Origin of the sequence: Pseudomonas sp. BN505 (assembly GCF_029873175.1) — a bacterium.
GTDB lineage: Bacteria > Pseudomonadota > Gammaproteobacteria > Pseudomonadales > Pseudomonadaceae > Aquipseudomonas > Aquipseudomonas putida.
Genome location: NZ_SSOI01000032.1, coordinates 240,087 through 256,666, shown reverse-complemented (window position 1 = coordinate 256,666; position 16,580 = coordinate 240,087). Strand labels below are relative to the sequence as shown.

At 62.2% G+C, this 16,580-nt stretch carries 13 protein-coding genes; 4 read left to right on the top strand and 9 right to left on the bottom strand.

The features are described 5' to 3' along the window. The 6 genes from E8E78_RS10245 to E8E78_RS10220 form a co-directional block, all read right to left on the bottom strand. A complete protein-coding gene (locus tag E8E78_RS10245) occupies positions 1 to 1,011 on the bottom strand; it encodes an ABC transporter permease subunit (protein WP_016485006.1) in 1,011 nt (336 codons plus the stop codon). 91 nt (positions 1,012 to 1,102) lie between these two features. Beyond that, the gene (locus tag E8E78_RS10240) at positions 1,103 to 2,713 is read right to left on the bottom strand and encodes an ABC transporter substrate-binding protein (RefSeq protein WP_236197793.1); all 1,611 of its coding nucleotides are present in this window, start codon (positions 2,711 to 2,713) and stop codon (positions 1,103 to 1,105) included. A gap of 79 nt (positions 2,714 to 2,792) precedes the next feature. Beyond that, the gene (locus E8E78_RS10235; protein ID WP_049275223.1) at positions 2,793 to 4,172 is read right to left on the bottom strand and encodes an OprD family porin; all 1,380 of its coding nucleotides are present in this window, start codon (positions 4,170 to 4,172) and stop codon (positions 2,793 to 2,795) included. Positions 4,173 to 4,401: 229 nt separating this feature from the next. Continuing rightward, positions 4,402 to 5,994 carry an ABC transporter substrate-binding protein gene (locus E8E78_RS10230; protein ID WP_049275224.1) on the bottom strand — a complete coding sequence of 531 codons (1,593 nt, stop codon included), beginning with the start codon at positions 5,992 to 5,994 and terminating at the stop codon, positions 4,402 to 4,404. A 143-nt stretch (positions 5,995 to 6,137) separates the two neighbouring features. Continuing rightward, positions 6,138 to 7,763: an ABC transporter substrate-binding protein gene (locus E8E78_RS10225; RefSeq protein ID WP_061203525.1), complete on the bottom strand. Its 1,626-nt coding sequence runs from the start codon at positions 7,761 to 7,763 to the stop codon at positions 6,138 to 6,140. Between the two features lie 352 nt (positions 7,764 to 8,115). Continuing rightward, positions 8,116 to 8,832 carry an SIMPL domain-containing protein gene (locus E8E78_RS10220; protein WP_061203526.1) on the bottom strand — a complete coding sequence of 239 codons (717 nt, stop codon included), beginning with the start codon at positions 8,830 to 8,832 and terminating at the stop codon, positions 8,116 to 8,118. A gap of 201 nt (positions 8,833 to 9,033) precedes the next feature. Between E8E78_RS10220 and E8E78_RS10215 the strand changes: the two genes are divergently transcribed. The 4 genes from E8E78_RS10215 (at position 9,034) to E8E78_RS10200 (ending at position 13,422) form a co-directional block, all read left to right on the top strand. After that, entirely contained in the window at positions 9,034 to 10,290 is a 1,257-nt protein-coding gene (locus E8E78_RS10215) for an ATP-binding protein (protein ID WP_016501358.1), read from the top strand. After that, positions 10,290 to 10,850: a response regulator gene (locus E8E78_RS10210; protein WP_003255244.1), complete on the top strand. Its 561-nt coding sequence runs from the start codon at positions 10,290 to 10,292 to the stop codon at positions 10,848 to 10,850. The genes E8E78_RS10215 and E8E78_RS10210 overlap by 1 nt, the downstream gene beginning before the upstream one ends. Before the next feature lie 215 nt (positions 10,851 to 11,065). Further along, the gene (locus tag E8E78_RS10205) at positions 11,066 to 12,007 is read left to right on the top strand and encodes an AEC family transporter (RefSeq protein ID WP_049274375.1); all 942 of its coding nucleotides are present in this window, start codon (positions 11,066 to 11,068) and stop codon (positions 12,005 to 12,007) included. Between the two features lie 56 nt (positions 12,008 to 12,063). Next, complete coding sequence (locus tag E8E78_RS10200; protein WP_016501356.1) at positions 12,064 to 13,422, top strand: amino acid permease; 1,359 nt, start codon at positions 12,064 to 12,066, stop codon at positions 13,420 to 13,422. Positions 13,423 to 13,517: 95 nt separating this feature from the next. Here E8E78_RS10200 and E8E78_RS10195 read toward each other — a convergent pair whose 3' ends face one another. The 3 genes from E8E78_RS10195 to gatB all read right to left on the bottom strand — a co-directional run bounded on the left by E8E78_RS10195 (position 13,518) and on the right by gatB (position 16,577). Further along, on the bottom strand, positions 13,518 to 14,561 hold the full coding sequence (locus tag E8E78_RS10195; protein WP_016501355.1) for a calcium/sodium antiporter: 1,044 nt from the start codon (positions 14,559 to 14,561) through the stop codon (positions 13,518 to 13,520). A gap of 60 nt (positions 14,562 to 14,621) precedes the next feature. Then, positions 14,622 to 14,996, bottom strand: coding sequence for a septal ring lytic transglycosylase RlpA family protein (locus E8E78_RS10190; RefSeq protein WP_016501354.1), 375 nt, complete (start codon positions 14,994 to 14,996; stop codon positions 14,622 to 14,624). Between the two features lie 135 nt (positions 14,997 to 15,131). Then, positions 15,132 to 16,577: an Asp-tRNA(Asn)/Glu-tRNA(Gln) amidotransferase subunit GatB gene (gatB, locus tag E8E78_RS10185; protein WP_016501353.1), complete on the bottom strand. Its 1,446-nt coding sequence runs from the start codon at positions 16,575 to 16,577 to the stop codon at positions 15,132 to 15,134. Positions 16,578 to 16,580 lie beyond the last annotated feature (3 nt).

The following is a 16,580-nucleotide window of genomic DNA, read 5'->3' as shown; positions in this document are numbered from 1 at the left end:
TCAGCGCTGATGACGGATGCGTGGGTTGGCCAGGCCGTAGAGGATGTCCACTACGAAGTTGACCAGGATCACCAGGCAGGCAATCAACAGGATGCCGTTCTGGACCACGGGGTAGTCACGGGCACCGATGGCTTCGATCAGCCACTTGCCGATGCCCGGCCAGGAAAAGATGGTTTCGGTCAGCACCGCACCGGCCAGTAGTGTGCCGACCTGCAGGCCGAACACCGTGAGCACCGGAATCAGGGCGTTGCGCAGGCCATGCACGAACACCACCCGGGCGGGCGAAAGGCCCTTGGCGCGAGCGGTGCGGATGTAGTCTTCGCGCAACACTTCAAGCATCGACGAACGGGTCATGCGGGCGATTACCGCCAGCGGGATGGTGCCGAGCACGATGGCTGGCAGTATCAGGTGCATCACCGCGTCCTTGAACGCGCCTTCTTCGTCGCTGAGCAGGGTATCGATGAGCATGAAGCCGGTCTTCGGCTCGATGTCGTAAAGCAGGTCGATACGCCCGGACACCGGGGTCCAGCCCAGGCTTACCGAGAAGAACATGATCAGGATCAGGCCCCACCAGAAGATCGGCATCGAGTAGCCGGCCAGGGATATGCCCATGACCCCGTGGTCGAACAGTGAGCCGCGCTTGAGCGCGGCGATCACCCCGGCCAGCAGGCCGACGATGCCGGCGAACAGCAGGGCGGCGAAGGCCAGTTCGAGGGTGGCCGGGAACAGCGTGAGGAATTCGGTCCACACGCTTTCGCGGGTGCGCAGCGATTCCCCGAGGTCACCCTGGGCGAGCTTGCCGACATAGTCCAGGTACTGGACCGGCAGCGGCTTGTTAAGGCCCAGGCGTTCCATGGCCTGGGCGTGCATTTCGGGGTCGACCCTGCGCTCGCCCATCATCACTTCCACCGGGTCCCCGGGGATCAGGCGTATGAGCGCGAAGGTGAGCAAGGTGATGCCGAAAAAGGTCGGTATCAACAGGCCAAGGCGCCGGGCAATAAAACTCAACATTGTCGGGGTTACCTCATCAGGCCGTGGGGCGATCAGCCCGCTACGGCAGTGCCGCCGGTTCCCGTATGGGTTGCCGGCGGTCGTTGTTGTTCTACTTCACCTTGGTGGTGGCGAAGTTATTGTTGGTCAGAGGGCTGATCACGTAGCCCTCCACGTTGTCACGCATGGCCGTGAACACCTTGGGGTGGGCCATGCTGATCCAGGGTTGGTCGTCATCGTACACCTTCAATGCCTCGCTATAGAGCCTTGCACGCTCCTCGTTGTCGATCACCTCGCGGGCGCGGGTGATCAGCTCCTGGAACTTAGGGTTGCACCAGCGGGCATAGTTCTCGCCGTTCCTGGCCGCCTCGCAGCTCAGCAGTGGGGTCAGGAAGTTATCCGGGTCGGCGTTGTCGCCGGCCCAACCGGTAGACACCAGGTCGGCTTCGCCATTCTTGGCGCGGCGCAGCATCTCGGCCCACTCCATCACGCGTATATCCAGCTTTAGGCCGATCTGCTTGAGGTCGGCTTGCAGCATCTCGGCGGACAGACGCGGGTTAGGGTTGGTCATGCCGCCGCCGTTACGGGTGAACAGGGTGATCACCGTACCTTCGGGTACACCGGCCTGCTTGAGCAGGGCACGCGCTTTGTCGAGGTCGCGCGGCGGGTTCTGGTTGCGGGGGTTGTACCCGATCATGGTCGGTGGGTAAGGGTTTACACCCACCAGTGCGTTGCCTTTGCCAAACAGTTGGTCGACATGGGCCTGGCGGTCGAAGGCCATGTTGATGGCTTTACGCACGCGCACATCGTTGAGGTATTTGTGCTGGGTGTTCATGGCGATGTAGCCGGTGACCAACGCTTCGGTTTGGGCAACCTTGAGACTGGGCTCGGCCATTATCGACGGCACGTCATCCGGCTTGGGGTACAGCGCCACCTGGCACTCGTTGGCGCGCAGCTTTTGCAGGCGCACGTTGCTATCGGTAGTGATGGCGAATATCAAGGAGTCGGCGGGTGGCTTGCCGCGGAAGTAGTCCGGGTTGGGTTTGAAGCGGACCTGAGCGTCCTTGTTGTAGCGCTGGAAGATGAATGGGCCGGTACCGATCGGCTTGCTGTTCAGTTCGGCGGTCTTGTCGGCTTTGAGCAACTGGTCGCCGTACTCGGCGGAGTAGATCGAGGTGAACCCCATCGCCATGTCCCGCAGGAACGGCGCTTCCGGGCGGTTGAGGGTGATTACCACCGTGTGGTCGTCGGTTTTGTCCACCGACTTGAGCAGTTGCTTGAAGGCCATGCTTTCGAAGTACGGGTAGCCGACGCTGGTCTTGTCGTGCCATGGATGAGCGGGGTCGAGCTGGCGGCGCAGGCTCCACAGCACATCGTCGGCGTTGAATTCACGGGTAGGGGTGAAGTACTCGGTGCTGTGGAACTTCACCCCCTGGCGCAGGTGAAACGTGTAGGTCAGGCCGTCGGCTGAAATCTCCCAACGCTCGGCCAGAGCCGGCTGGATATCGGTAGTGCCGGGCTTGAAGTCGACCAGGCGGTTGAACAGGGTTTCGGATGAGGCATCGAAGGTGACTCCAGTGGTGTATTGGACCACGTCGAACCCTTCCGGGCTGGCTTCGGTGCACACCACCAGCGGCTTGGCCGCCACCTGCGTGGCGCCGCCGAGCACCAGCGCGGCCAGGGCCAGGCGTAGCGGTATCGATTTGATGAAAGCTCTCTGCATGGGTTGAAGACTCCCTGCTTTTGCATTGATTCCAGCGTAGCCGCCACGGCCCGTCACGAAGGGGCCGTGGCGCCAGCGGTCAAAGAATGTTGAATGGAATGGTGGTGACCACGCGGAACTCGTCCAGGCTGCCGTCACCCTGGGCCTTGCTGGCGCGGTGGGTGGTGTAGGTGGCGCGGACGCTGGTGTCTTTCAGCGGCCCGCTCTGCACCGCGTAGCTGGTGCCGATGCCCCACTCGTAGTGGGTTTCGCCGTTCAGGCCATTCACGTCGTAGGCGGTGCCGCGGTAGTGGGTGCCGTCGATGCCCCAGCCGCGGGCGTTGTACAGGTTGAACTTCAGGCCGGGCACGCCGTAGGGCGCCATGTTCAGTACGTAGGAGATCTTCAGCGATTTTTCGTTGGGGCCGTTGAAGTCCGACAGCAGCGAGTTGGCCAGGTAGATGCCGTTGGTTTCGTGCAGGTAGTCGAAGTACTCGTTGCCGTTCACCTGCTGCCAGGAGGCACCGAGGGTGTGGGCCTGGTGGGTCAGGTCGAGCGACAGGCTGTAGGTGTCGTTGTCGATCTTGCCCATTTTCTGGCTGCCGGCATCCACGGTCTTGTAGTAGTTCAGGCCGGTGCTCAGGCTGAGCACTGCGCTGTCGCCGAGCACGTGGTTGGCGCCGAAGTAGTACTGGTTCCAGAAGTCGTCGACCTGGGTGGCGTACAGGCTGGTGCTCAGGCTCCTGAACGGCTGGTAGTTGATGCCGGTGGTGCTGGCGCGGTCGGTTTCCACGCCCGTGGCGCTGTATTCGCTGCGGAACTTGCTCAGGCTCTGTTCGGTACGTGGCGAAACGCGGTCGAAGGTGCCCAGATCGAAGCTCAGGTTGTCAAACTCGGCGCTGTGCAGGAACGCGCCCTGGAAGCTCGATGGCAAGGCGCGGTTGCCGATGTAGGCGATCATCGGCGTGTCTACCGACTGGCGACCGAGGGTAAGGGTGGTGTTGGACACACGCGCCTTGATATTGCCCAGGCCCAGCTTGCTCCACTGGCCGATGGGATCGCCATCGCTGTGGGTAAGGGTGCGGTTGTTGGGGCCGGCGACGGCCTGGCGGTTCTGTTGCAGGGCAATGGCATTGTAGGCTGCGGCCTCGACGGCGATGCCCACGGTGCCTTGGGTGAAACCGGAGCTGTAGTTGAGGATGGTGCCTTGCAGCCAGTTTTCCCGGCTGTGGGTGGGGTGGCGGGTGCCGTCGCTCTTGTAGTAGCGCCACAGCGGCGCGCGTGCGGCGCGTTCACGGGCGTACCAGTTGCGGGTGGTGCCGGACAGGCTCTGGCCGTCGATGAAGCCGCTGGCTTGCGCCTGCTCGCTGCTGGCTTTGAGGGTGAGCGGGATGAAGGCCTGGCTTTGCGGATCGGCCTGGGCCACGGTGGAAAAGGCACTGATGGATAAGGCCAGTGCGGTCAGGGTGAATACTCTCAAGGTTGAAGCTCCCATTTTTTTCTAGTCATTGCCGGCCTTGTGGGCCGGATGGTTGTTGCGGTGTTGCCAGGGTTGCCCGGGGTCGCCGGGCTAAATCGGGGGCGTTGGGCTACCTGTACCGGCCTTTTCGCGGGTAAACCCGCTCCCACAGGGACCTGTGCAGGCCCTGGCTGATGGGGGGACTTGTGGGAGCGGGTTTACCCGCGAAGAGGCCCTTGAAGGCTAAAAGTCAGTCAACACGCACGCCGGAGAAATCATTGCGCCCAAACGGGCTGACCTTGAACCCGGAAACCTTGACGCTGAGCGGCTGGTTCACGGTGGAGTGCGCCACCGGGGTAATCGGCACCTGCTGCTTGAGCCGCTGCTGGGCCTGCTGGTACAGGGCGCTGCGCTGCGCCTGGTCGGTGACCTGCTTGGCCTGCTTGACCAGGCTGTCGTACTGCGGGTCGCACCACAGCGAGTAGTTGTTGCTGCCGATGGCATCGCAGCTGTAGAGGGTGCCGAGCCAGTTGTCCGGGTCGCCGTTGTCGCCCGTCCAGCCAATCAGGGCGATGTCGTGTTCGCCGCTTTTCATGCGCTTGAGGTACTCGCCCCATTCGTAACTGACGATGCGCACCTTGAAACCAAGCTTGTTCCAGTCGGCCTGGAGCATTTCGGCCATCAGCTTGGCGTTGGGGTTGTACGGGCGTTGCACCGGCATGGCCCACAGGGTGACTTCGGTGCCCGGTTTGACGCCCGCCTGCTGCAGCAGCTGCCTGGCCTTTTCCGGGTCGTAGGGTGCGTCCTTGAGGCTTTCGTCATAGGACCACTGGGTGGGTGGCATGGCGTTGACGGCCAGTTGGCCGGAATCCTGATACACCGCCTGGATGATGGCTTTCTTGTTCACCGCCATGTCCATCGCCTGGCGCACTTCCAGGCGGTTGAACGGTGGGTGCTGGGTGTTATAGGCGATGTAGCCGAGGTTGAAGCCCGGTTGCTGCAGGACCTGCAGTTTGCTGTCGGCCTTGAGTGCCGGCAGGTCGGCCGGGCGTGGGTGCAGGGTGACCTGGCACTCGTTGCGGCGCAGCTTCTGGATGCGCACCGAAGGGTCGACGTTGATCGAGAACACCAGGTTGTCGAGTTTCACCTGCTCCGGCGCCCAGTAATCCTTGTTGCCCTTGTAGCGGATCTGCGAGTCCTTCTGGTAGCGCTGGAACACGAAGGCGCCTGTGCCGATCGGCTGCTGGTTGATGTCGCTGGCACGCCCAGTGGCCAGCAAGGTGTCGGCGTACTCGGCGGAGAGAATCGAGGCGAAGCTCATGGCCAGGTTCTGGATGAACGCGGCATCGACCGTGTTCAAAGTGAACACCACAGTCAGCGGGCTGGTTTTCTCGACCCGGGCGATGTTCTTGTCCAGGCCCATGCTGATGAAGTAGGGGAACTCGGTAGGGTAGGCCCGGCGGAACGGGTGGTCCTTGTCGAGCATGCGGTTGAAGGTGAACAGCACGTCGTCGGCATTGAAGTCACGGCCAGGTTTGAAGGCCTTGTTGCTGTGGAACTTCACCCCTTCACGCAGGTGGAAGATGTAGCGCAAGCCATCGTCGGAGACTTCCCAGCGGGTCGCCAGGGCAGGGTGCACGGCAGTACCGCCGCGCTCGAACTCGACCAGGCGGTTGTAGATCGGTTCGGCGGCGTCGTTGTCGGTGGCGCTGGTGTACTGTGCGGTGTCGAAACCGGCAGGGCTACCTTCAGAGCAGAACACCAGGTTGTTGGCCAGCAGGACCGGGGATTGGCTGACCAGGCCCAGGGCCAGCAGCGCGGAAAGGCGGGTAACGTGGCGCATGGCAAATCCTTTTTCATCTGTTTGCGCCGCCCTCGGGTACGAATTGCGGCAACAGTTCGCCGACCCCGCAGCGTATGGCCGCAGGACGACATGAAGAGGTGGGGGGGAAGGGCACCCGCGATTCAGCGGGTGCCTCAGTCAGCCTATTTGTCCACGCTGACGCCATAGAAGGAGTTCAGCGCAAACGGGCTGATCTTGAAGTCCTTCACTTTGGCGCTCATGGGCTGGTACACGGTGGAGTGGGCGATCGGGGTGATCGGCACCTGCTCCTTGAGGATGTGCTGCGCCTTTTGGTACAGCTCGGTGCGCCTGGCCTGGTCGGAGGTGGCCTTGGCCTGCTTGATCAGGTCGTCGTAGGGCTTGAAGCACCACTTGGAGAAGTTGTTGCCGTCGACGGCATCGCAGCCGTAAAGGGTGCCCAGCCAGTTGTCCGGGTCACCGTTGTCGCCGCTCCAGCCAATCAGCATGGCGCCCTGTTCGCCACCCTTGGAGCGTTTGATGTACTCGCCCCATTCATAGCTGACGATCTTCGCCTTGATGCCGATCTTGGCCCAGTCGGATTGCAGCATTTCGGCCATCAGCTTGGCGTTGGGGTTGTACGGCCGTTGTACGGGCATGGCCCACAGGGTGATCTCGGTGCCTTCCTTGATGCCGGCTTCGTTCAGCAGTTGTTTGGCCTTTTCGGGGTCGAAGGCGGCGTCCTTGATACTGTCGTCATAGGACCATTGCGTTGGCGGCATGCCATTGACTGCCAACTGGCCGGCCCCCTGGTAGACCGACTCGATGATCTTCTTCTTGTCCACGGCCATGTCCAGCGCCTGGCGCACTTTCAGCTGGGCCATGGGGTTGGGCTCGTTGCTGCCCTTGATCTTGTCCATCACGTTGTAGGCGATGTAGCCGAGGTTGAACCCGGCTTGCTGCGGCATTTGCAGATTCTTGTCGGCCTTTAGCGGCTCGATGTCGGCCGGGCGCGGGAACAGGGTGACCTGGCACTCGTTCTTCTTCAGTTTCTGCATGCGCACCGAGGCATCGGTGGTGATGGCGAAGATCAGGTTATCGATCTTCACGTCATCGGGCTTCCAGTAGTCCTTGTTGCCCTTGAAACGGATCTGCGCGTCCTTCTGGTACTTGCTGAACACGAACGGGCCGGTGCCGATCGGTTTCTGGTTGATGTCGGCAGCCTTGCCATTCTTGAGCAACTGGTCGGCGTATTCGGCCGACTGGATGGAAGCAAAGCTCATGGCCAGGTTCTGGATGAACGCTGCGTCGACTTCGTTGAGGGTGAACTTCACCGTCTGCTCGTCGAGTTTCTCCACCTTGGCGATGTTCTTGTCCATGCCCATGTCGGTGAAGTACGGGAACTCGGTGGGGTAGGCCTTACGGAACGGGTTGTCCTTGTCGAGCATGCGGTTGAAGGTGAACAGCACGTCGTCGGCGTTGAAGGGGCGGCTGGGCTTGAAGTAGTCGGTGGTATGGAACTTGACCCCTTCGCGCAGGTGGAAGGTGTAGGTCTTGCCGTCGTCGGACACTTCCCATTTGGTCGCCAGGCCCGGGATGACCGCAGTGCCGCCCCGTTCAAACTGGGTCAGGCGGTTGAACACGGTCTCTGCCGAGGCGTCGAAGTCGGTCCCGGTGGTGTACTGCCCCGGGTCGAAACCGGCCGGGCTGCCTTCGGAGCAGAACACCAGGTTGGACGCGGCCAGGGCCGACGGTGCACCGGTGAGTAAGCCTGCGCCAAGCAGGAACGGAATGACTGCGTGTTTGAGCATGGTGGCCTCATTGTTGTCATTTTTTGGATGAGGTGGCCTCGTGAGCCGACCTGAGGATACTTATGCAGGGGGTGTTCCCAATGCAACAGGTAGAAGGATAGTTGGCGCCGGAAAAGTGGTACGACCGTACATGGATGTCGCATCGGTATAACTTTTGACGAAGTTGAACGTTTGCGCAGGCAAAATGCTGGCATTTTGCGAGATGTTTCGAGACGGGGTAGTCGTAGGAGACGGCTTGGTGGTGCGTAGGAAACGTCTGAAAAGCAGATTCAAGCGGCAAGCTTCAAGCAGCAAGACAAAGCAGACCGGGTTCACAGCCGACTTGAAACTTGCCGCTTGAAGCTTGTGGCTGTCAGGGCATCTGCACTTCGATCAGGCCATCGGCATTCATGCTCACTTCGCTGGTACCCGCCTCGATGTCCGGCGCTGGCGCGGCTTCATCAGCCCCCATGGCTTTCATTGCCATCGGCGCACTGCGCAGGTACGGGCGTGGGTAACCGCTGCTGTTGAGGTTCAGGCTGACCACTTTATAGCCCTTGCCGCCCAGCGCTTCGGTGGCCAGTTGCGCGCGTGCCTTGAAGGCATCGACCGCGTCCTTGAGCAGTGCATCCTCGCTTGCCTTGCGCGTGGCCGGGGCGATGGAGAAGTCCATGCCGCCCATTTTCAGCTCTTGCAGCAGGTCGGCGGTAAGCTGGGACAAGGCCGGGAAGTTTTCGCTTTCCAGGCGCAGCTCGGCGCGCTCGCGCCAGCCGGTAATCTTCTGGCCCTTGCTGTCATACACCGGGTAACTGTTGCGGCTGCCCTGGCTGATCTTCACGTCCTTGACCTGGCGCGACTGCTGCACGGCCCTGTTCATGGTTTCGGTGATCTGCTTGGCGAGCTTGCCCGGGTCGGTGTTCTGCGCTTCGCTGTACAGGGTCACGACCATCAGGTCGCGCGGCACTTCCTTGCTCACTTCGGCACGCAGCGATACCTGGTTGTAACGTGGCTCATCGGCAGCCAACGCCGGCAGGCTGGCGAGCAAGCCGCAAGACAGGATCAGGGCGGCGCCGCGACGTGGGATTTGCATGTGGTACTCCTTGGCAATAAAAGGCGTGGGGTCTGGTCATCCATTCCACGCATGGCCCATCAGACCGGCGACAGTGTAGTGGGTTCAAAAGTGCCATCATCAACCTGTGACAAAGTGTGGCGCTTTGCCGCATCGCTGCAGTGAGGCGCCCGGCTTCGGTATACTCCAGCCGATTTTCTGGAGCACTCATCAGGAGAGCTCATGCTCGCTGCCGTACAACCGCTGTCCGCTACCCGCCAGAACCTGTGGCGCCTGACCGTCATTCGGGTCCTGGTCCTGGCTGCCCAGGCCGGCTCCGTGGGCGTCGCCTACTGGACCGAACTGCTGCCGTTGCCCTGGCTGTCGCTGGCTGGCACCTTGGCGTTGTCCTCGCTGCTATGTGCCTTTACGGCGCTGCGCCTGCGCCTGTCGCTGCCAGTCACCGAAATGGAGTACGCCCTGCAGCTGGCCTGCGACCTGCTGATCCACAGTGCCTTGCTGTACTATTCCGGCGGCTCGACCAACCCGTTCGTGTCGTATTACCTGGTACCGCTGGCGATTGCCGCGGTGACCTTGCCGTGGCTGTATTCGCTGATTCTTTCGGGTATCGCCCTGACCGCCTACAGCCTGCTGCTGGTGCAGTTCTACCCGCTTGAAGGCCTGCCCATGGCGCGGGACAAGATGCAGGTCTACGGCATGTGGCTGAGCATTGCCCTGGCTGCGGCGGTGATTACCTTCTTTGCCGCGCGCATGGCCGAAGAGCTGCGCCGCCAGGAGCAGCTGCGCTCCGAACGGCGTGAAGAAAGCCTGCGTGACGAGCAATTGCTGGCCGTGGCTACCCAGGCCGCCGGTGCTGCCCATGAGCTGGGCACGCCGCTGGCGACCATGAGCGTGTTGATCAACGAAATGCGCCAGGACCATACCGACCCGCTGCTGCAGGAAGACCTGCAGATCCTCCAGGACCAGGTAAAGCTGTGCAAAGAGACCTTGCAACAGCTGGTGCGCGCTGCCGAAGCCAACCGCCGCCTGGCGATCGTGGAGCAGGATGTGACCGCGTGGCTGGACGAGGCGCTGAACCGTTGGCACCTGATGCGCCCCGAAGCCAGCTACCGCTTCCAGCGCCTGCGCGATGGCAAGGTGCCGCGGCTGACACCGCCGCCAGACCTGACCCAGGCGTTGCTGAACCTGTTGAACAATGCCGCCGATGCCTGCCCCGATGACCTGGAGGTGCACCTGGACTGGGATGCCCAGGACATCGTCATCAGCATCCGCGACCATGGCCCTGGCGTGCCGCCGGCCATTGCCGAAGCCATCGGCAAACCCTTCATTACCACCAAAGGCAAAGGCTTCGGCCTGGGCCTGTTCTTGAGCAAGGCCAGCGTGACCCGTGCGGGCGGTTCGGTAAAACTCTATAGTCATGAACAGGGTGGCACCCTGACCGAATTGCGCCTGCCCTATGGCAAGCGAGGAGATGAATGATGAGCGAAGAAAACCAGGTCGAAAGCGAAGAGCTGCCGCACCTGCTGTTGGTGGATGACGATGCCACCTTCACCCGGGTCATGGCTCGGGCAATGAGCCGTCGCGGTTTCCGCGTGAGCACCGCCAGTTCTGCCGAAGAAGGCTTGATCCTGGCGCAGCAGGACTTGCCGGACTATGCCACGCTGGACCTGAAGATGGACGGTGATTCCGGCCTCGTGCTGCTGCCCAAGCTGCTGGAGCTGGACCCGGAAATGCGCGTGGTGATCCTGACCGGCTACTCGAGCATTGCCACTGCGGTGGAAGCGGTCAAGCGCGGCGCCTGCAACTACCTGTGCAAGCCGGCCGACGCCGATGATGTGCTGGCAGCGCTGCTGTCGGAACACACCGACCTGGATACCCTGGTGCCGGAAAATCCCATGTCGGTCGACCGCCTGCAGTGGGAACACATCCAGCGCGTGCTGAACGAGCACGAGGGCAACATTTCGGCCACCGCACGGGCGCTGGGCATGCACCGGCGGACCTTGCAGCGCAAGCTGCAGAAGCGCCCGGTCCGGCGCTGATCCCTTTCGCCTGTACCGGCCTCATCGCCGGCAAGCCAGCTCCCACAGGCACCCCGCAGGTTCCGGTGTATATGCAATACCTGTGGGAGCTGGCTTGCTGGCGATAGGGCCAGCACTGTCGGAAACGTCTCTTTATCGCACCTGATCCCCGCAACTAGCGGCCGTTGGCGTATCATTAGCCACCTAACGGCAACCCTCTCCAGGATCGCTTGCGCATGCTCGCCCTTCTCATCCAGACGCTGAACATCACGGCACCTGTCTTCGCCATGCTGTTCATGGGCGTGCTGCTCAAGCGCATCCACCTGATAGACGACAATTTCAACCGTGTCGCCTCGCAGTTGGTGTTCAACGTCTGCATGCCGGCGCTGCTGTTCCTCGGTATCTACCACGCCGACCTGGCTGCAGCGGTAAAACCCGGCGTCATCCTCTACTTCATCGCCGCCACCCTGGTTGGCTTCGCCGTCGCCTGGGGCATGGCCATCTGGCGCAGCCCGCTGGCCGATCGGGGCATCTATACCCAGGGCGCGTTCCGCGGCAACAACGGCGTGATTGGCCTGGCCCTGGCTGCCAGCCTGTACGGCGACTACGGTATTTCGCTGGGGGCGGTGCTCGCCGGCCTGGTGATCCTCATGTACAACTCGCTGTCGGCCGTAGTACTCGCGGTGTACAGCCCGGACCTGAAGTCCGACCCGTGGAGCATCTGCAAGAGCATCTTCAGCAACCCGCTGATCATCAGTGTGCTGGTCGCGACACCCATGGCTTACGGCCAGGTGCCGCTACCCAACTGGCTGCTGACTTCGGGGGATTACCTGGCGCAGATGACCCTGCCGTTGGCCTTGATGTGTATTGGCGGCACCCTGTCGCTGACGGCATTGCGCGACAGCGGCAAGCTGGCCATCGACGCCAGCCTGGTGAAGATGGTCTGGCTACCGCTGGCCGGCACCCTCGGCGCCTGGCTGTGTGGTTTTCGCGGGGCCGAACTGGGCATCCTGTTCCTGTACATCGGCAGCCCTACCGCAGCAGCCAGTTACGTCATGGCGCGAGCAGCCAATGGCAACCATGAGCTGGCTGCGTCGATCATCGTCATTACTACGCTAATGGCGGCAATCACCACCAATATCGGCATTTTCATCTTGCAGTGGGGCGGATGGATCTAGATCCTTGACTGCAAACAACACAAAAAACACAGCCTCACTGAGCTAAAGGACACTTCATGCAAGACCAGAGCACGCCCGAGCTACAGCGCGGGCTGAAAAATCGCCATATCCAGCTGATCGCGCTGGGCGGGGCCATCGGTACCGGCTTGTTCCTGGGCATCGCCCAGACCATTCAGCTGGCCGGCCCCTCCGTGTTGCTGGGGTATGCCATCGCGGGCCTGATGGCCTTCCTGATCATGCGCCAGCTGGGCGAAATGGTGGTGGAAGAGCCGGTAGCCGGTAGCTTCAGCCACTTTGCCCACCAGTACTGGAGCGAGTTTGCAGGCTTCGTGTCGGGCTGGAACTATTGGGTGGTGTATGTGCTGGTAGGCATGGCCGAGCTGACGGCTGTGGGTATCTACGTGCAGTACTGGTGGCCGGATTTCCCCACTTGGGCCACGGCGGCGATCTTCTTCGTGGTGATCAACCTGATCAACCTGACCCAGGTGAAAGTCTACGGCGAAATGGAATTCTGGTTCGCCCTGATCAAGGTAGTGGCCATCGTCAGCATGATCGGCTTCGGCGCCTGGTTGCTGAGCAGTGGCCATGGCGGCCCGGATGCCAGCGTGGCCAACTTGTGGCAATACGGCGGCTTCTTCCCTAACGGTGTCAGCGGCCTGGTGATGGCGCTGGCAGTGATCATGTTCTCGTTCGGTGGCCTGGAGCTGGTGGGTATCACCGCTGCCGAGGCCGACAACCCGCGCGAAAGCATCCCCAAGGCCACCAACCAGGTGGTGTATCGCATCCTGATCTTCTACATCGGTGCCCTGGCGGTGCTGCTGTCACTGTACCCGTGGCAGAAGGTGGTGCAGGGCGGTAGCCCGTTCGTGATGATCTTCCACGAACTGGACAGCGACCTGGTGGCGACCATTCTCAATATCGTGGTGCTGACGGCCGCGCTGTCGGTCTACAACAGCTGCGTATACGCCAACAGCCGCATGCTGTTTGGTCTGGCCAGCCAGGGCGATGCACCGCGCCAGTTGCTGAAAGTCAGCCGCAGTGGTGTGCCGCTGACTGCGCTGGGCGTGTCGGCCTTCGCTACCGGGCTGTGCGTGGTGATCAACTACCTGATGCCGGGTGAGGCCTTTGGCTTGCTGATGGCCCTGGCTGTGTCGGCGCTGGTGATCAACTGGGCGAGCATCAGCATTACCCACCTGAAGTTCCGCAAAGCCAAGCTGGCGGCCGGGATTACCCCGTTCTACAAGAGCCTGGGGCACCCGCTGACCAACTACCTGTGCCTGGCGTTCATTGTGCTGATTCTGGTGGTGATGTACCTGACCCCGCCGATTCGCATCTCGGTGATGCTGATCCCGGCATGGATTGCCGTGCTGTGGGTGGCCTTCAAGCTGAAGAAGGCTCGGCAGGTTCGCCGTTAGATTTGTATCGCCTGTGAGATCGAGCGCCGCCCGCGCGGCGCTTGATCTAAAGGGCGACACAAGGCTTAAGGCATGCGCCAGATGACATGGCCCGATCAATGCTGCCGGCGCCAGGCGCGCACGGTGGTATACAGCAGCACCACGGCGAGCACAGGCAGCACATAGAACAGCATCAACCGCTCCAGGCGCCCGGCCAGTGGCATGCCCATTGTGAATGCCGCCACGTGCAGCCCGTACGCCAGGTACAGGCAGAGGAACACCAGGCCTTCGGCGCGGGTGATCCGGTAGCCGGAATAGAACACTGGCAGGCTCAGCACGGCAACCCCGAGCATTACTGGCAGGTCGAACGCCAGGGCGTTGGGCGAGATTGACAGCGGCTCAGGGGTGATCAGCGCGGTCAGGCCCAGCACGGCCAGCAGGTTGAACAGGTTGCTGCCGATGACCGTGCCCACGGCAATTTCCCGTTCACCGCGCAGGGCAGCGATCAATGCGGCGGCGAGCTCTGGCAGGGATGTGCAGATGGCTACGACGGTCAGGCCGATGATGCGCTCGGACAGCCCCAAGTCGGTGGCAACCTCCACCGCGGCCTCCAGCAGCAGGTGCCCCGCCAGGCTCAGCAGGGCAAGGCCGGCCAACACCAGCAGCAGCGTGCCTGACCAGAAGCGCCTGGCGCTGGATTTGGCCGTGTCCGGCGCGGGGTAGGTGCGTGCGTAGTGGCGCGACTGGTGCCAGAGCATTACCAGGTAGCCGACCAGGCCAAGCAGCAGCAGCCCCCCTTCAACCCGGCCCAGGTAACCGTTGGCGCACAGGGCATAGACCAGGCCGCTGGCGACAATCATCAGCGGAATGTCCAGACGCACCAGCTGGCGCGACACGCGCAAGGGGATGATCAGCGCGGCCAGGCCGAGAATGACCAGGACGTTGAATATGTTGCTGCCGATCACGCTGCCGACCGCCACATCCGGCGCGCCCTGGTAGGCGGCCTGCAGGCTGACGGTGAGTTGTGGCGCGGTACTGCCGAAAGCCACCAGGCTCAGGCCGATGATCAACGGGCGAACATGAAGGCGTTGTGCCAGGCGCAGCGCTGCGCGCACCAGCAATTCGGCGCCGCCGACCAGCAGCAGCAGGGCAACGCCCAATTGCAGCAGGCTGAAGGTGGGAAGGGTGGCCAGGTCGAAAATGGTCGGACTCCTGTCGCGTCAGTCGCTAAGCCCTTGTACTCGCACGCGCGCTGTTCCGCTACGGAGCATGCCGATTTTTTCTGCTGCGGCGCGAGACAGGTCGATCAGGCGGCCGCGGGTGTGCGGGCCACGGTCGTTGATGCGCACCACCACACTGCGCTGGTTAGCCGTGTTGGTGACCAGTACGCGAGTGCCGAACGGCAGGCTGCGATGGGCGGCGGTAAGGCCGTGCTGGTTGAACGGTTCGCCGCTGGCGGTGCGTTTACCGTGGTGGCGCGAGCCGTAATAGGAAGCGGTGCCCGTCTGGTCGTAACCGCGCGGGTCGATGTCGTGGCTGGCGCAGCCGGCCAGCAGGGAGAAGAGGGCGAGAGTACCCAGGGATCTTTTCAGCAAGTGAGATGCGCTCCAGTGCGGCCATTCGCGGGCTTGCCCGCTCCCACAGGCATATCACCGCCTGTGAGAGCGGTGCAGTACTGTGGGAGCGGGCAAGCCCGCGAACGAGGGCAGAGCCCTCGCAGCATATTCAGGTCAGCCTTCGAGCTTGGCCTTGAGCAATTGGTTCACCTGCCCCGGGTTGGCCTTGCCTTTGGAAGCTTTCATCGCCTGGCCGACAAAGAAGCCGAACATCTTGCCACGCTTGGCCTCGTCGGCGGCGCGGTACTGTTCGACCTGCTCGGCGTTGGCCGCCAGCATTTCGTCGAGCATCTTGTCGATCGCACCGGTGTCGGTAACCTGCTTCAGGCCTTTGCTTTCGATGATGCTGTCGGCATCGCCTTCACCGGCGGCCATGGCCTCGAACACGGTCTTGGCGATCTTGCCGCTGATGGTGTTGTCGCGGATGCGCAGCAGCATGCCACCCAGGTGCGCGGCGCTGACCGGTGCCTGGTCGATCTCGATGCCCAGCTTGTTAAGCAGGCTGCCCAGCTCGACCATGACCCAGTTGGCCGCCAGCTTGGCGTCGCCACCAATTTTCACCACTTCTTCGAAGTAGTCCGCCTGTTCGCGGCTGGATGCCAGCACGTTGGCGTCGTAGGCCGACAGGCCGTACTGGCTCTGGAAGCGTTCGACCTTCTGCGGCGGCAGCTCCGGCAGGCCGGCGCGGATGGTTTCGAGGAAGCTGTCCTCGATCACCACCGGCAGCAGGTCCGGGTCGGGGAAGTAACGGTAGTCGTTGGCTTCTTCTTTGCTGCGCATGGAGCGGGTTTCGTCTTTGTTCGGGTCGTACAGGCGGGTTTCCTGCACGACCTTGCCGCCGTCTTCGATCAGGTCGATCTGGCGCTGGATTTCGCTGTTGATCGCGCGCTCGATGAAGCGGAACGAGTTGACGTTCTTGATCTCGCAGCGGGTGCCGAACTCGACCTGGCCTTTCGGGCGAATCGACACGTTGCAGTCGCAGCGTAGTGAGCCTTCCGCCATGTTGCCGTCGCAGATGCCCAGGTAGCGCACCAGCGCGTGGATCGCCTTGACGTAAGCCACGGCTTCCTTGGCACTGCGCATGTCAGGCTCGGAGACGATTTCCAGCAGCGGGGTACCGGCACGGTTGAGGTCGATGCCGGTGGAGCCGCTGAAGTCTTCGTGCAGGCTTTTGCCTGCGTCTTCTTCCAGGTGCGCGCGGGTTACCCCTATGCGCTTGATGGTGCCGTCTTCCAGGGCGATATCCAGGTGACCCTTGCCGACGATCGGCAGGTCCATCTGGCTGATCTGGTAGCCCTTGGGCAGGTCCGGGTAGAAGTAGTTCTTGCGCGCAAACACGTTGCGCTTGCCGATTTCAGCATCGATGGCCAGGCCGAACATGCACGCCATGCGCACGGCTTCCTGGTTCAGCACCGGCAGTACGCCGGGCATTCCCAGGTCAACCAGGCTGGCCTGGGTGTTCGGCTCGGAACCGAAGGTGGTGGCGCTGCCGGAGAAGATCTTCGACTGGGTGGCGAGCTGGGTGTGGATTTCCAGCCCGATCACAACTTCCCATTGCATGTG

Coding starts and splice junctions, on each gene's coding strand:
- E8E78_RS10215 (WP_016501358.1), top strand. CDS start 9,034: ATGCTCGCTGCCGTACAACCGCTGTCCGCTACCCGCCAGAACCTGTGG.
- E8E78_RS10245 (WP_016485006.1), bottom strand. CDS start 1,011: ATGTTGAGTTTTATTGCCCGGCGCCTTGGCCTGTTGATACCGACCTTT.
- E8E78_RS10240 (WP_236197793.1), bottom strand. CDS start 2,713: ATGCAGAGAGCTTTCATCAAATCGATACCGCTACGCCTGGCCCTGGCC.
- E8E78_RS10225 (WP_061203525.1), bottom strand. CDS start 7,763: ATGCTCAAACACGCAGTCATTCCGTTCCTGCTTGGCGCAGGCTTACTC.
- E8E78_RS10210 (WP_003255244.1), top strand. CDS start 10,290: ATGAGCGAAGAAAACCAGGTCGAAAGCGAAGAGCTGCCGCACCTGCTG.
- E8E78_RS10230 (WP_049275224.1), bottom strand. CDS start 5,994: ATGCGCCACGTTACCCGCCTTTCCGCGCTGCTGGCCCTGGGCCTGGTC.
- gatB (WP_016501353.1), bottom strand. CDS start 16,577: ATGCAATGGGAAGTTGTGATCGGGCTGGAAATCCACACCCAGCTCGCC.
- E8E78_RS10220 (WP_061203526.1), bottom strand. CDS start 8,832: ATGCAAATCCCACGTCGCGGCGCCGCCCTGATCCTGTCTTGCGGCTTG.
- E8E78_RS10200 (WP_016501356.1), top strand. CDS start 12,064: ATGCAAGACCAGAGCACGCCCGAGCTACAGCGCGGGCTGAAAAATCGC.
- E8E78_RS10205 (WP_049274375.1), top strand. CDS start 11,066: ATGCTCGCCCTTCTCATCCAGACGCTGAACATCACGGCACCTGTCTTC.